Source organism: Streptomyces sp. NPDC058284 (assembly GCF_042881135.1).
In the GTDB taxonomy this organism is placed as follows: domain Bacteria; phylum Actinomycetota; class Actinomycetes; order Streptomycetales; family Streptomycetaceae; genus Streptomyces.
Map to the genome: position 1 here is coordinate 71,990 of NZ_JBHVYE010000026.1, position 12,860 is coordinate 84,849.

Consider the following 12,860-nt stretch of genomic DNA (forward strand, 5'->3'; position numbering starts at 1 on the left):
CTGTGCGGGAGCAGCCGTGCACGCGGCCAGGGCGAGCGTACCCGCTGGCACCCGAAGTGGCCGGGTGCCGGGGCCGGGTGCCGCCGGAGGGCGGCGCGGGGCCGGCCGCCGTCGGGGTGCGGAGTCAGTTCCAGTCGGAGTAGGCCGAGAACCCGCTGTCGGCCAGGCTCTCGGAGACGCCTTCGAGGTCCTCGGGGAGCAGGCTCCACACGATGAGGTCGGTGCGCACGTCCAGCCAGCCGCCGAACGGGTCGCCGCCGTTTCTCGTGCGCGCTATCCAGGCGCCGCGCAGCACGCCCTCGCTGATGGAGCCGATCTTCTGCGCCACCTGCTGGGCGGCGGTGTTGTCGGCGGCGGTGCGCAGCTCGATGCGTTCGAACTTCTGGTCGTGGAACAGCCATTGGGCGGTGGCGAGCGCCGCCTCCGAGGCGTAGCCCTCGCCGCGGGCCCAGGGCGCGACGACGTAGTTGAGCTCGGTGGAGCGCACCCGCCAGTCGGTGTCGCTGAGTCGGATGATGCCGACGAGGCGCTGGGTGAGGAACTCGGTGACGGCGAGGACGATGCCGCGGCCCTGCGAGCGCTCGGCGGGGGCCAGGCGGGTGATCCAGTCGCGGGCGTCCGCCTCGGTGTAGGGCTGCGGCACGGAGGTCCAGGCCGTGACGTTCTCGTCGTTCATCATCTCCGCGTACGCGGGGACGTCCGCCTCTTCGAGAGGGCGCAGCATCAACCGCTCCGTGCTGATGGAGATGTCGGGGAACCCCGACGTGCCCGATGTGCCCGAGGAGGCTGTAGTCATGCGCCGCTCCATAACCTTCATAGACCTGAAGGACCTTCACCTTTCGGTCTTCTGAAGTGCCCAGCATGCAGCATGTACGGGCGCAGACGCACCACGGGGTCCTCTCCCGATGAGGGAGAGAACCCCGTTGGATGTCCCGCGTGCGAGAGGCCGTTCAGCCTGCCTCGACGGGCCGGACGGACGTACGCGTGCTCAGAACGCGGCGACGACGGCGCCGTCGTACTTCTCGTCGATGAACTTCTTGACCTCGGGCGAGGTGAGCAGCTTGGCGAGCTTCTGCACGCGCGGGTCCTTCTCGTCGCCCTTCTTCACGGCGAGGAAGTTTCCGTACGGGTTGCCCTTGGCGGGCTCGGCGACGATGGCGTTCTTGGCGGGGCTGAGCGCGGGCTTGGCCTGCAGGGCGTAGTTGCCGTTGATCACCGCGGCGTCGACGTCGTCCAGGGTGCGGGGCACCGCGGGGGCCTCGAGCTCCTTGAACTTGAAGTTCTTCGGGTTCTTCGAGACGTCCTTGGGGGTGGCCTCGTAGCCGACGCCCTTCTTGAGCTCGATGACGCCGTTGTCCGCGAGGAGCTTGAGCGCGCGGGCCTCGTTCGTGGTGTCGTTCGGGATGGCGATGGTGGCGCCGTCCTTCAGCCCACCGAGCTTCTTGACGCTCTTGGAGTACACGCCGAGCGGCTCCAGGTGAACCGTGGCCCCGGGGACGGGCACGATGTCGGTGCCCCGCTTCTTGTTGAAGTCGTCCAGGTACGGCTTGTGCTGGAAGTAGTTGGCGAAGACCTCGCCCTGCTGGAGGGCGGTGTTCGGCGTGATGTAGTCGGTGAATTCCTTCACCTGGAGGTCGAGTCCGGCCTTCTTGGCGAGGTGCTTCTGGACGTAGTCCAGGATCTCGCCCTGCGGCGTCGGGGTCGCGGCGACGATGAGCGGGCCGTTCTTGTCGCCCGCGGAGCCCTTGTCGGAGCCGCAGGCGGAGAGCCCGAGGGTGAGGGCGCCGGCGGCGAGGACGGCGGTGGTGATCTTGGCGGTGTTACGCACGAAAAGTGCCTTTCTCCATGGGTGGTGCAGCCCCGCGGGGTGGTACGCGGGGAAGTCTGCGGGCGGGACGCCGCGGTCCCGCCGGGGACCGGCCGGCGCCGGTCAGCCGGTCTTGCCGACCGACTCCGCGGCGGCGGTGCCGGGCAGCACGCCGCGCAGCGGCCGGAAGAGCAGCAGCGGGGCGGAGCCGCCGCCGCGCTTGTGCAGGCGGCGGGCCGCGTAGTCACCGGCGAACTGGATGACCGAGATGACCACGGCGAGGATCGCCACGGTGATCCACATCAGCTCGGTCTCGAAGCGCTGGTAGCCGTAGCGCAGGGCCAGGTCGCCCAGGCCGCCGCCGCCGACCGTGCCGGCCATCGCGGAGTAGCCGATCAGCGCGACGATCGTGGTGGTGGCACCCGAGATCAGCGAGGGCAGCGACTCCGGGACGAGGACCTTGCGTACGACGGTCCAGGTGGAGCCGCCCATCGACTGCACGGCCTCGACGAGTCCGCCGTCGACCTCGCGGATCGAGGTCTCCACCAGGCGCGCGAAGAACGGGATGGCGCCGACGGCCAGCGGCACGAGGGCGGCCTCGCGGCCGATCGTGGTGCCGGTGATCCAGCGCGTGAAGCCCATCAGGGCGACCATCAGGATGATGAAGGGCATCGAGCGCGCGATGTTCACGATCTGCCCGATGACCTTGTTCAGGAAGGCGTTCTGCAGGAGTCCGCCGCGCTCGGTGAGCACGAGCAGGACGCCGAGCGGCAGCCCGGCGACGACGGCTATCAGCGTCGACCAGCCCACCATGTAGAGGGTGTCCCAACAGGCCTGCTCCAGCAGGGGCTGCATCTCCGACCAGGTCACTTGGCACCTTCCTTGACCAGCAGCGTCGCGTCCTTCGGCGTGGGTGCGGCGTCTTCGCCCGCGATGTCGACCTGCAGCCCCTGCTCGCGCAGGAAGCCGATGGGGACGACGTTCTCCTCGAAGCGGCCGGGCAGCTCGATGCGCATGCGGCCGACCTGCTTGCCCGCGACGGTGTCCATCGCGGCGCCGAGGATCGAGATGTCGATGTTGTACGTGCGCGACAGCTGGGAGATGACCGGCTGGGTCGCGGCCTCGCCGTGGAAGGTCACGTCGACGACGGTGCGGTCCTCGCCGGTGGCCTCGCCGCTGACCGGGAAGAGCGCGGCGGCGAGCTCCGAGCCGGGCGTCGCGAGCAGCTCGGTGACGGTGCCGGACTCGATGATCTGTCCGCGCTCCATCAGGGCGGCGGAGTCGCAGACGCTCTTGACGACGTCCATCTCGTGCGTGATGAGCAGGACGGTCAGGCCGAGCTGCCGGTTGAGGTCGCGCAGGAGCTTCAGGATGGAGCGGGTGGTCTCGGGGTCGAGGGCGCTGGTGGCCTCGTCGGAGAGCAGCACCTTGGGGTCGCCGGCCAGGGCGCGGGCGATACCGACGCGCTGCTTCTGGCCGCCGGAGAGCTGAGCCGGGTAGGCCCTGGCCTTGTCGGCGAGGCCGACGAGGTCGAGCAGTTCGAGGGCCTTGCGGGAGCGCTCGTTGCCGCTGAGGCCGAGGATCTCCAGGGGCAGCTCGACGTTGTCCTGCACGGTGCGCGAGGACAACAGGTTGAAGTGCTGGAAGACCATGCCGATGCGGCTGCGGGCCCGGCGCAGTTCCCGGCCCGCGCGCGGGCCGCGTCCCGCGAGGGCGGTGAGGTCCTGCCCGGCCACGGTCACGGTGCCGGAGGTGGGGCGCTCCAGGAGGTTGACGCAGCGGATCAGGGAGGACTTGCCGGCGCCGGACTGGCCGATGACGCCGTACACCTCGCCCTCGCGGACGTGCAGGTCGACTCCGTCGAGGGCGGTTACTTCACGACCGCGTGAGCGGTAGACCTTGGTGAGGCCGGAAGTGGTGATCACAGGGGATTCCGTCACTGTCGAGTGCGCGGCGCGGGTGTCGCCGGGCACGGGGCATTCGTTCGGAACGCGGCACGGTTCTCGCGGTGGTGTGGCGGTGGAACCGGAGGACGTGTGCGCGGGGCGGGCTCGCTTCCTGCGTCGGTACGGATCGCATCGCGTACGTCGTGCGGGGCGCGGCACAGCGGCTTCGCTTCGGGGCGCGAGGCTCAGGGTGGTGCGGGGGCCCTCAGAAGGCGCACATTCGACACATACAACGAGCACCGGGCGTCGTGATCGCCTCGGTCGCAAGGGTGCGGTTGCTCGTCGTGGTCATGGGCCCAAGTAAAACATGTGCGGGGGCGCCGTCCACCACTGCTGTCCGTATAGCGGACAGCGGTGGGACGGCGCCGGACGTCGGGGTTTCGCTCGTCAGCCGGCGAGCTCGATCTCCACGCCACCTGCCGTGGCCTGCGCGGACACGGCGGAGAGGTCCGTGACGACCACATGGGCGGAGAGTTCCGACGCCTGGTGGGTTGTGGTCAACGCCACGGTGGTCATGCCCGCGGCCCGGCCCGCCTGGAGGCCCGCGGGCGCGTCCTCGAAGACGACGCAGCGCGTCGGGTCGGCGCCGAGCTTGGCGGCCGCGAGCAGGAAGGGCTCGGGGTCGGGCTTGCCGCGGGTGATGTCGTCGGCGGCGACGACGAGGCCGGGGCGGATGCCGACCTCGGCGAGGCGGGCCTCGGCGAGGACGCGTGTCGCGGAAGTCACCACGGCCCAGCGGTCCATCGGCAGGGACTCCAGAAGCTCGCGGGTGCCGGGCAGCAGGACGACACCGCCCGCCACGTCGGAGACCTCCAGCTCCTCGATGCGGGCGACGGCCTCGGCGACCTTCTCCGGAGGCAGCAGGTCGGCGGCGATCTCGGCGGCGGGGCGGCCGTGCAGTTCGACCCGGGCGAACTCCTCGGCGGTGATCCCGTACTCCCGCGCCCACCGCGACCAGCAGCGGTACACCGACTCCAGGGAGGAGACGAGGGTGCCGTCGTTGTCGAACAGGAGCGCGTCAGCCTGGATCTTCATGGTGACCGAGGATACGGGCCGCTCCGGGAGCCGCGCACCGGGGCCATCGGCGGCGGACGCGGACCGGGCGACCCTCCCCTCGGGGGCCGAAAGGGCCCTTCTGACGGATCTCGGCGGGAGAAGGAGCGGCGTTCGGTGCGTGCCCTCGGCGTGCGGCGTGAAGGGTCATGTGGCGGAGCCACCTGTCCCTTCACGCCGTGCGATGAGGGTGCGTGCCGGGCGTCGCGACGCCACGGAGATCCGTCAGAAGGGCCCTGGGGCCGCGCACGGCGGGACGAAGGACCCGTAATAAAGTCACGGGCATGGTTGATGCCCTGACGATCGCGGTCTCCGTGGCCGCGCTCGCCCTCGCCGCCTGGTGCGGTTTCGCCGCGTACCGCGACCAGCCGACCAAGGACTGGCACTTCATCGGCATGGCCGTGGTGACCCTGCTTGCCACCGTCCAGCTGATCGTCGGCATCGTCCAGCTCGCACGCGGCGAGAAGGCGGACCAGGGCACGACGATCTTCGTGTCCTATCTGATCGGCGCCTTCGCCTGCGTGCCCGCGACGGGTTTCATGTCTCTCGCCGAACGCAGCCGGTGGGGCTCGACGACGGTCGCCGCGGGCGGCGTGGTCCTCGCCGTGCTCGAAGTGCGGCTCTACGACATCTGGGGAGGCTGAGGTGACGGTGACCGATCCCGGCAGGAACGACGAGGCCGCCCGGGGCGAATCCCCCGCGCGCCAGAAGCTGATCACGGGCCCCGGCATCCTGCTGGTGTGGCTGTACGGCGTGATGGTCGTCGCCGCCGTCTCGCGTTCGGCCGTGCAGATCTCCACGGACTTCGACAAGGCCCCGCTCGCGTACACACTGTCCGCGCTCGCCGGTCTCGTCTACGGCTTCATCACGTACTCACTGGTACGCGGCGGATCCGCGGCCCGCTCGGCGGCGCTGGTGTGCTGCGCCGCCGAACTGGTGGGCGTACTCGCGGTCGGCACCTGGACCCTGGCGGACCCGTCCGCCTTCCCGGACGCCACGGTGTGGTCGGACTTCGGGATGGGCTATCTCTTCATTCCGGTGATCCTGCCGGTTACGGCGATCTTCTGGCTGAGGAGGGCGCGGCGGGGCACGCAGTAGCGGGGCGGGCAGGTTCGCCCCGGGCAGCGCCTCGCGCCCCCGCCCCGCCCTTCCGCGGCGCCCGCGCCAACGGCAACGGCAACGGCAACGGCAACGGGACGAATGCGTCAACTCCCTGAAGATCCACCAGGAACACTCCGCGCCCAACGCCAGGCCATCTACACCCTCAGCCCGACCGACGCCCCCGATGCCCCACCCAACACAGTCGTCGTCCGCTGACGTTGCCGTCAAACGGCATGAGGCCCTCCCGAAATTCTCGGGAGGGCCTCATTTCGATGACCACTGGATTTCAGTCAGCCATTCCCAGTTGCCGGGCCTGGCACGCAGCCGTACGAACCCTTGCTCCAGGCATTCATTGAGGCTGGAAGATTCGGCACGGATAAATCCCTGCTCACCTAGCCCCGACCCCGACATCACCAACGTCCAAGGCGCCGCACCTTCCGCCAACCTCTCATCATCCATCTTTAGGATGACAGTGACGCCAGAGCGGCCCAACTTGTCCATGAGCTGCTCGATATCCATCACTTTTGCTCCCATCAATAGCCTCTCAAGGCTGCCGAGATGTCACTGACGTCATGCAGCTGACCTTTGCCTACCGGAAACAAGCGAACTGCTCAGGCTACCGTTGAGCAGTTGATGCAACAGAACGGCGTCACGAGCGGTCCCGCTTCCACTGATCTCCGAAGTGTCATCGACAGGGTTGCTGGTGAACCACTCAACAACGTCTCCCCACCGAAACCGCGGTTAATATCGGCGATCTCGTCCGGGCTGACACCCGCCTTGAACCCGTCAGTCAGCGGGCAGTTGGAATTGCGAACCAGAACCGTCGTCTGCCCCGCCAGCACATAGTACGTGTGCTACGCGAAGCCTTCGACCTGCTTTTTCGCAGGTCAATTACGGCTTGCTTGTCCGGTGAGGTGCGTGGATGTCTGTGGTTGTGCGGCATTGCCGCCGTCGCTACTGCCGTCAGACGGTTCAGCCCAGGTACGGCTTCTCGCGCTGTTCCAAGAAGTGTTGGAGCCTGAGTCGTTGGGTGTGGTGCATCGACAACTCCTCGATCTCTTCCGGCGGCACAAACCGGAGTTCGGTGGACTCGTCGGAGATCTCCAGTTGGCCGCTGGTGATGCGGGCGGTGAAGCAGACGTTGAACTGGCGGCGGACCTCGCCGTCGGTGTAGGCGATGATGTGTTTCGGGTCGGTGTACGTGCCGACCAGGCCGGTGATCTCGACGTCGAGGCCGGTCTCCTCTTTGACCTCGCGGACGGCTGTGCCCGGCAGGGAGTCGGTGAGGTCCATACCGCCTCCGGGCAGAGCCCACAGGTCGTTGTCGCGGCGGCGCTGGAGGAGGATACGCCCGTGGTCGTCGGTGACGACGGCGGAGGCGGCGACGACCATGCTGTTCGGCTTGGGCGCGTTGGGGTCCTCGTAGTACTCGGTGCGGGCCACGGTCAGCCTTCCTGTTGGACCGGGGTCGCCGTCGTCCACACGGCGTCGAAGCTCTCGGCGTAGGTGGAGAACATGCCGTCTGTCTCGTGTCGGCGAAGATGCCATACGGGAGCGGCGTAGGCGTTGACGCCCCAGACGTGGGCGTTGACGAGTTGCTGGTCGTCGGCGCGGTAAAGGGAGTTATAGAGCGTGGTGCTGTGGGTGCGGACTTCGATGCCGGGGGTGTCGGCGAGCGGCTTGTAGTGCATGAGCGCGAGGCGGCAGCGGGATTCGATGCCGTGGCCGAACCGCTCTTCCTGGCCGCGGGCTTGGACGTTGTCGCTGTCGGGGTCCCCGATCGCGATGCGGACGATGCAGCCTTCGGCGGCGCGTTCGGTGAGGAGTTCGTTCAGCCGGGGGTAGGCCTCGTGGAGGAAGACTGCCGCGTAGACGAGGATGTCGATCCGTTCCCGGGCTTGGGCCATCAGGTCGGTGAACGTCGAGACGGGGATGTCGGCCCGCTGTTCGTAGAGCGCGACCAGTTCGGGGCTGATGGCGCGGGCGGGGCGGGCCTGGCGGAGCGCCGGCCAGAGTGCGTGCACGTCTTCTCCCAGGGCCTTGGCCGCCTGGAGGGCGGTGGCACGGCGTGGAATACGCCCGAGGTTCACCCAGCGCTCGACCGACTTGGGGTCGACCTCGACCTGCTGAGCGAGTGCGGCGTACGTCCAGCCTCCCGCCGCCATGACGGCTCGTAGTCTCTCGTTCGGCACGAGTCTCCCCCTTCGTCTCAGGACGGCACCAGGGACGTTCTACACGGTGCAGGACGTTCCGAAATGGGGTTTGGTGGAGGTTCCTTCGTCCCGGTGACCGGCGTGAGGATCGGTGCCGACCCTGCGGCACCAACAGGCCCAGGGACACGTATCAACGCCGCCGAGGAGCGTCACCGTGCGAATGAGTGCCACCCCACGTGTTCCCACCCTGCGACTGGACGCCCGATCCCGCGCCGCCTCACCGGGGTGGTCACGATGACGGCCTCCACCTCGGATGCCGACGGGCATACCGTCCCGCCCGAGGTTGGCGCCCTGGTGGTCGACCGGCGAAGCGGCAAGGTGGGCGTGGTGATGGGGCACGTGGGGATGTACGTGCAGCTTCGGCCACCGCGCGGTGGCCGGGAGTGGGACGTGCCACCCGAGGACGTACGTTCGCCGACTCCGACGGAGGAGCTGAGCGCGAAGGTGGCCGTGGCCAACCGGAGGTGGGGACGGTGACTCCGCGCTCGCTCCTGCGCTATGAAACCTGGACGCTCCAGCCCGACCGCGAGTCGGACGCGGAGCCGGTCCTGTACGCGGTGCAGTGCGCCGTGGACAGAGAGACCTCACCGACGAGCGAGGGCTTCGCCGAACCGCAAGAGTGGGTGCTGCGGCACTGCGGTCAGAACCCGTCCCATCACACCTACCGGGAGATCATCACCCGCCCCTGACGGACCTGGCGCCAGACGTGACCCACCTCGCTCGCCCAGGCGCCGCACCGCGCCGGCTCACCCGCCTCCCGTACCTGTCGGGCGAATCCGATTGAGGCTTCCCCTCCTCATCAGCATGCCGGTGCGGGGTTAAGCGAGACACGCATGGCGAGTGGTCGGTCGGCACGCCCGTCGTCGTGGCTGACTTCGGTCCAGCTCCGCTTCCCGCGCCAGCAGCTCCTCGTCGCCGAGGTCGGCGAACTCGGTGGCGGCAGCACGTGCCTCGCGGGCGATCTCATCGCGCAGCAGGTAGTTCGTGACCGTCCCGTGGTGTTTGCCCGGCTCCGGTTCCTGCCGCACGAAAACACCGCGCCCCTTGACCGCGTACACCAGCCCCGCCTGCTTGAGGCTTCGATAAACGTTCTGCGCGGTGGAGTTGGGGGCTTTGAACCGCTCTTGGATCTCCCGGACGGGAGGGAGCTGGGAGCCTGGAAGGTAGGCGCCTTCCACGATTTCCCGCCGGAGGGTATCGGCAACCTGAACGTACGGCGGTCGCGGATCACCGTCGTAGATGACGTCGACCGGCCAGTCCGGCCCCTCGGCGTCGGTTTCCTCATGATCGACGCCGGCCTCTTCGGTGCTCCCACCGACGGAGTCGCGGACGTAGCCGCCCCGGTCGAGCTGGGAGTAGACGCTCTGGAAGTGGGCACACATGCTCAGCTTCCAGGGCCACTTCTCCACCAAATCCCGCCACCACTGCTCCATCACCCTCGGCGCCCTGCGCGACGCCCGCCGCGCCTGGCGCACCGAACAGACCCGCGCCCACGCCGGACTGCCCGCGCCCGACCCGACGACCACCCTCGTCGTCGGCCACTGGGACCACCTCGACTCGGGATGCAGCCCCGGCGCAGCCCTCCTCGCCCCCGCTCGCCGTCCTCCGCACGGAGGTGACCCCGGCGCTGGATCTACTCACGGTGTCCCAGGTCATGGCCCGTCTCCAGCTCGGCCGCTCCGCCGCCTACAACCTGCTCCGCCCCCGACGCCTCGAACCGCTCACCGCAGACGAAGCCCGCCTGTTCCTCAACGTCGCAAACGGCCACCGCCTGCACGCCCTGTTCGAACTCGCTCTCCACACCGGACTCCGCAAGGGCGAACTTCTCGGCCTGCACTAGCAAGACTTCGACCTCGACGCTGGTACTGCCGCCGTCCGCCGTACCTTGCAGCGCACCAGCAGGGACGGATGCACCACGCTGCCCACCATGACCCGGGCCTTTGAACGCCGCATCGCCCTTCCGACCCGCTGCGTCCAGTCGCTGAAGCTCCACCACGAACGGCAGCCGAGTGAGCGCAAGGCAGCAGGCACCGCGTGGCAGCACAGCGGGCACGTGTTCACCACCGCGCAGGGCGGCTCGGTCGACCCGACCAACCTCACCCGCACCTTCACCACGCTCCTCCGCAAGGCCGGCCTCCGCCGCATCCGCTTCCACGACCTCCGCCACCCTGCTCCTGGAACAGGGCGTCGAACTCGTCCTCATCAAGGAACTCCTCGGCCACGCCCACATCGGCGTCACCGCCGGCGTCTACGCCCACGTCCGCCTCCGCCTCCAGCGTCAGGCCATCGACACCCTCGGCAGCATCCTCGGCCCGACCTGCCCCCCCCCGATGACCCGCCCACCGCAGCCGTCATCCGCTGACGTTGCCGTCACCGTTGCCGTCGAACGCCTCTGGGGCCCGCTGAACATCAGCGGGCCCCAGAGGCGTTCGGGCCACAGCGAAGAATCTCCGTGCTTCAAGATTCTTCAATTTAGAGACCCTTCAAGAATGAGACCCCGATTTAGATTTCGAATCCCCGAGTTCTATTGAACTGACCAACTCGACATCGAGTCGGGGAGATTCAAACGCAGAAATCCCCGGAACCTATCACTGCTTCGTGAGCATCGAAATCCCACCTGTCGCAAGGGAGAACATTCGGACAAGAGCCTTCCGGACATCCGGGTCACGATCAAGCCGTTCCAACGATTCGAACCTTGCCGGATCAAGATCGATCGTGGCAATTCCGCCAGCTTCCTTGCCGTCTGCGGACGAGAACAACACTAGGCACCTGTACGCCCGCACAGCACCCCCTCGCTCCTCCCGCATCAGTGCTTGGAGGACGACAGCGCCATCCTTGACCTGACTGCGGAGTGCGTCCACGGAGGACCACCGAGTTGCCAAGGATCGCTCCTCCGCTTCCAGCTGGATCGCCAACAGCGTTTCGAAGCTGATCTGGCATACCCGGAAGTCAGGGTCGGTCGAATGGATCAGTGACATCAGGCACTACTCCCCGTCGTAGACGTCAATTCGGATTTGAGTATCTGGGCCGTTGCGCCCGTCCCTGATTCTCGCCAGGAGTTCGTCCTTGCGGTGGTGGCCTCCCAGGATCTTGCCATCACGCGAGACAAGAATTCCATCTCCTGCGCCAGGGTTGTTGATCCCGTCTAGAAGTTCCTTATTGCTCAGTTCCTCGTGATACCACTACGACGCTGGATCTCGGGTCTTCTGTGAATCGGTGCAATTGCCGATATCACCAGCCTTCTCGTTACGCGCCGAGATTCCAGGGCTGTCGGGCGTCCGCCTTCGAGGGCGTGGTCGAACAGCGTCAGGGCCCCCGCGAACGACTCGTCGCCGATGGCCTCTCCGGGCGCTCCGACAGCGACGTAGCGGCTCGTGGCCGCGAGTGAATGACCGGACCGGTCATTGGGCTCAGCCACACCCGGAACATCCGGGTCGTCCTGGTTGACCGTTGTCCTGGTGGAGCCCTGCACGTAGTGGATGCATCCCGCGTCCGAGCGGTCCCCGATGGCCTCCCCCGGTACGCCGATGGCGAGGTACGGCTTACCGCCCGATGTGGCGCCGGCCGCCAGGGCGTAGCCGAAGAGGTCGCCCGCCTCAGTGGTGGTGTCACCGTCCAGGCCGGCCCATGCCACTCAGCGCTTGGGAGATCTCGGTGACGCCCTTGTCACCGCCGAGCACGATGCGGACCAGACCTGCGTTCGCCTTGCCCTGGACGGTGGCTTCGGGATCGGCCACGGCCATGTCGCGAATGCCGTCGCCGTTGAAGTCCGAGCCCACTCCGGCAGTACACGACGCGGCGGTCGCGGACGGCGCGTCCAAAGAGAAGGACGCCGTGGCGGCCACCATCAGGGCCGCCACGGCTCCCCACTCGGCCACACTTCAATTTCATGGCAACACGGGGGAGCCGGGCCCTTTTTGGGCGGATGTGCGGTTCACAGCGGACTCACAGGCTGCCCGGCAGCGCCGGCTCAACTCCGAAGGGACGGCACGTCAGGATGGGTCTACGCGGCGAAAACCGGCCATGCCCCGAGGCGCCGCGCCGCTGGGCGTCACGGAACGCGAGGTGAAAGCCAGGCGAAATCCGTGCAGCCCCTTGGGCGATATGCCCCTCTGAGCATCGGCCACATCGAACACCTACCGACCGACAACGTCTGGCCCTGCGGCTTCACCTGGACCACCCGCGTGAACAACGCTGTGGCGCAACGCAGCGCAACGCAGCTAGGCGCTGGCCACATACGAGCCCGCGGCCGCCTCCTTGGCGAACGTCAGGACCGTGAGGCGGTCGTTCACGCGCTCGGTGGCCACCTGCGCGTAGCCGTGCTTGCGGTAGAGCTGGAGGTTCTGTTCGCTGCGGTGGCCGGTGGAGAGCTGGAAGCACTTCGTGACGCCGCCCTCGGCGAGCCGCTGCTCTATCGCGTCGAGCAGTCGGCCGCCCAGGCCGTGGCGCTGCATCCTGGGGTGGACGATGAGCTTGCCGACGCGGGCCGTGCCGCCGGCGTCGGCCGTGCCGCGTACGGAGGCCACCACCTCGTCGCGCAGGCGGGCCACCAGGACGGTGCCCGCCGCCATTTCGGCCCGGATGGAGTCGAGGGACTGGGTCAGCGGTTCGATCGAGTAGTCGCCGTAGATCTCGGCCTCGCTCTGGTAGCAGAGGTACTGCAGTTTGAGGATCTGCTCGGCGGTGTCCTGATCATCGGCCGCCGCCACCGAGATGGTCACGCTCATGCCCATGTGTGCA

Annotated in this window: 17 protein-coding genes and 2 pseudogenes; 6 read left to right on the forward strand and 13 right to left on the reverse strand. The window is 68.0% G+C overall.

Features of this window, described 5'->3' with window-relative positions:
* Positions 1-124: 124 nt before the first annotated feature.
* From ACFVYR_RS29505 to ACFVYR_RS29525, 5 genes are all read right to left on the reverse strand, one after another.
* Entirely contained in the window at positions 125-808 is a 684-nt protein-coding gene (locus ACFVYR_RS29505) for a GNAT family N-acetyltransferase (RefSeq protein ID WP_384262659.1), read from the reverse strand.
* Positions 809-988: 180 nt separating this feature from the next.
* Positions 989-1,828 (reverse strand): MetQ/NlpA family ABC transporter substrate-binding protein, encoded by an 840-nt coding sequence (locus tag ACFVYR_RS29510; protein ID WP_384262627.1) that lies wholly within the window; start codon positions 1,826-1,828, stop codon positions 989-991.
* A 102-nt stretch (positions 1,829-1,930) separates the two neighbouring features.
* Positions 1,931-2,677: a methionine ABC transporter permease gene (locus tag ACFVYR_RS29515; RefSeq protein ID WP_384262625.1), complete on the reverse strand. Its 747-nt coding sequence runs from the start codon at positions 2,675-2,677 to the stop codon at positions 1,931-1,933.
* Complete coding sequence (locus tag ACFVYR_RS29520; protein ID WP_384262623.1) at positions 2,674-3,732, reverse strand: methionine ABC transporter ATP-binding protein; 1,059 nt, start codon at positions 3,730-3,732, stop codon at positions 2,674-2,676. Before ACFVYR_RS29520 ends, ACFVYR_RS29515 begins: the two co-directional genes overlap by 4 nt.
* Before the next feature lie 408 nt (positions 3,733-4,140).
* Entirely contained in the window at positions 4,141-4,788 is a 648-nt protein-coding gene (locus ACFVYR_RS29525; protein ID WP_384262621.1) for an HAD family hydrolase, read from the reverse strand.
* A 302-nt stretch (positions 4,789-5,090) separates the two neighbouring features.
* Between ACFVYR_RS29525 and ACFVYR_RS29530 the strand changes: the two genes are divergently transcribed.
* Together ACFVYR_RS29530 and ACFVYR_RS29535 are read left to right on the forward strand one after the other, a co-directional pair.
* Positions 5,091-5,450 (forward strand): hypothetical protein, encoded by a 360-nt coding sequence (locus tag ACFVYR_RS29530; protein WP_384262618.1) that lies wholly within the window; start codon positions 5,091-5,093, stop codon positions 5,448-5,450.
* A 1-nt stretch (position 5,451) separates the two neighbouring features.
* Positions 5,452-5,904, forward strand: a complete 453-nt coding sequence (locus ACFVYR_RS29535) for a hypothetical protein (protein WP_384262616.1) — start codon at positions 5,452-5,454, stop codon at positions 5,902-5,904.
* Between the two features lie 267 nt (positions 5,905-6,171).
* On the opposite strand, the gene ACFVYR_RS29540 is transcribed toward ACFVYR_RS29535, so the two are convergent.
* The 3 genes from ACFVYR_RS29540 to ACFVYR_RS29550 form a co-directional block, all read right to left on the reverse strand.
* On the reverse strand, positions 6,172-6,426 hold the full coding sequence (locus ACFVYR_RS29540; protein WP_384262613.1) for a hypothetical protein: 255 nt from the start codon (positions 6,424-6,426) through the stop codon (positions 6,172-6,174).
* Positions 6,427-6,879: 453 nt separating this feature from the next.
* Positions 6,880-7,350: an NUDIX domain-containing protein gene (locus tag ACFVYR_RS29545; RefSeq protein ID WP_384262611.1), complete on the reverse strand. Its 471-nt coding sequence runs from the start codon at positions 7,348-7,350 to the stop codon at positions 6,880-6,882.
* Between the two features lie 2 nt (positions 7,351-7,352).
* The gene (locus tag ACFVYR_RS29550; RefSeq protein WP_384262657.1) at positions 7,353-8,072 is read right to left on the reverse strand and encodes an XRE family transcriptional regulator; all 720 of its coding nucleotides are present in this window, start codon (positions 8,070-8,072) and stop codon (positions 7,353-7,355) included.
* 282 nt (positions 8,073-8,354) lie between these two features.
* Between ACFVYR_RS29550 and ACFVYR_RS29555 the strand changes: the two genes are divergently transcribed.
* Entirely contained in the window at positions 8,355-8,597 is a 243-nt protein-coding gene (locus ACFVYR_RS29555) for a hypothetical protein (RefSeq protein WP_384262609.1), read from the forward strand.
* The gene (locus ACFVYR_RS29560; RefSeq protein WP_384262607.1) at positions 8,585-8,809 is read left to right on the forward strand and encodes a hypothetical protein; all 225 of its coding nucleotides are present in this window, start codon (positions 8,585-8,587) and stop codon (positions 8,807-8,809) included. The genes ACFVYR_RS29555 and ACFVYR_RS29560 overlap by 13 nt, the downstream gene beginning before the upstream one ends.
* Positions 8,810-8,938: 129 nt before the next feature.
* Here the strand turns inward: ACFVYR_RS29560 and ACFVYR_RS29565 are convergent, their stop codons facing one another.
* Positions 8,939-9,553 carry a GntR family transcriptional regulator gene (locus ACFVYR_RS29565; RefSeq protein WP_389613125.1) on the reverse strand — a complete coding sequence of 205 codons (615 nt, stop codon included), beginning with the start codon at positions 9,551-9,553 and terminating at the stop codon, positions 8,939-8,941.
* On the opposite strand from ACFVYR_RS29565, the pseudogene ACFVYR_RS29570 reads away from it, so the two are divergent.
* Both ACFVYR_RS29570 and ACFVYR_RS29575 read left to right on the forward strand, forming a co-directional pair.
* A pseudogene (locus tag ACFVYR_RS29570) lies at positions 9,483-9,710 on the forward strand (replication initiator); the annotation flags it as partial. The gene ACFVYR_RS29565 and the pseudogene ACFVYR_RS29570 overlap by 71 nt on opposite strands.
* A gap of 76 nt (positions 9,711-9,786) precedes the next feature.
* A pseudogene (locus ACFVYR_RS29575) lies at positions 9,787-10,482 on the forward strand (site-specific integrase); the annotation flags it as partial.
* A 226-nt stretch (positions 10,483-10,708) separates the two neighbouring features.
* Here the strand turns inward: ACFVYR_RS29575 and ACFVYR_RS29580 are convergent.
* The 4 genes from ACFVYR_RS29580 to ACFVYR_RS29595 all read right to left on the reverse strand — a co-directional run bounded on the left by ACFVYR_RS29580 (position 10,709) and on the right by ACFVYR_RS29595 (position 12,853).
* Positions 10,709-11,098 (reverse strand): hypothetical protein, encoded by a 390-nt coding sequence (locus ACFVYR_RS29580; protein WP_384262866.1) that lies wholly within the window; start codon positions 11,096-11,098, stop codon positions 10,709-10,711.
* A 185-nt stretch (positions 11,099-11,283) separates the two neighbouring features.
* Positions 11,284-11,754 (reverse strand): hypothetical protein, encoded by a 471-nt coding sequence (locus ACFVYR_RS29585; protein WP_384262863.1) that lies wholly within the window; start codon positions 11,752-11,754, stop codon positions 11,284-11,286.
* The gene (locus tag ACFVYR_RS29590; protein ID WP_384262860.1) at positions 11,729-11,980 is read right to left on the reverse strand and encodes a hypothetical protein; all 252 of its coding nucleotides are present in this window, start codon (positions 11,978-11,980) and stop codon (positions 11,729-11,731) included. Before ACFVYR_RS29590 ends, ACFVYR_RS29585 begins: the two co-directional genes overlap by 26 nt.
* Positions 11,981-12,340: 360 nt before the next feature.
* The gene (locus tag ACFVYR_RS29595) at positions 12,341-12,853 is read right to left on the reverse strand and encodes a GNAT family N-acetyltransferase (protein ID WP_384262857.1); all 513 of its coding nucleotides are present in this window, start codon (positions 12,851-12,853) and stop codon (positions 12,341-12,343) included.
* Between the last annotated feature and the right edge of the window lie 7 nt (positions 12,854-12,860).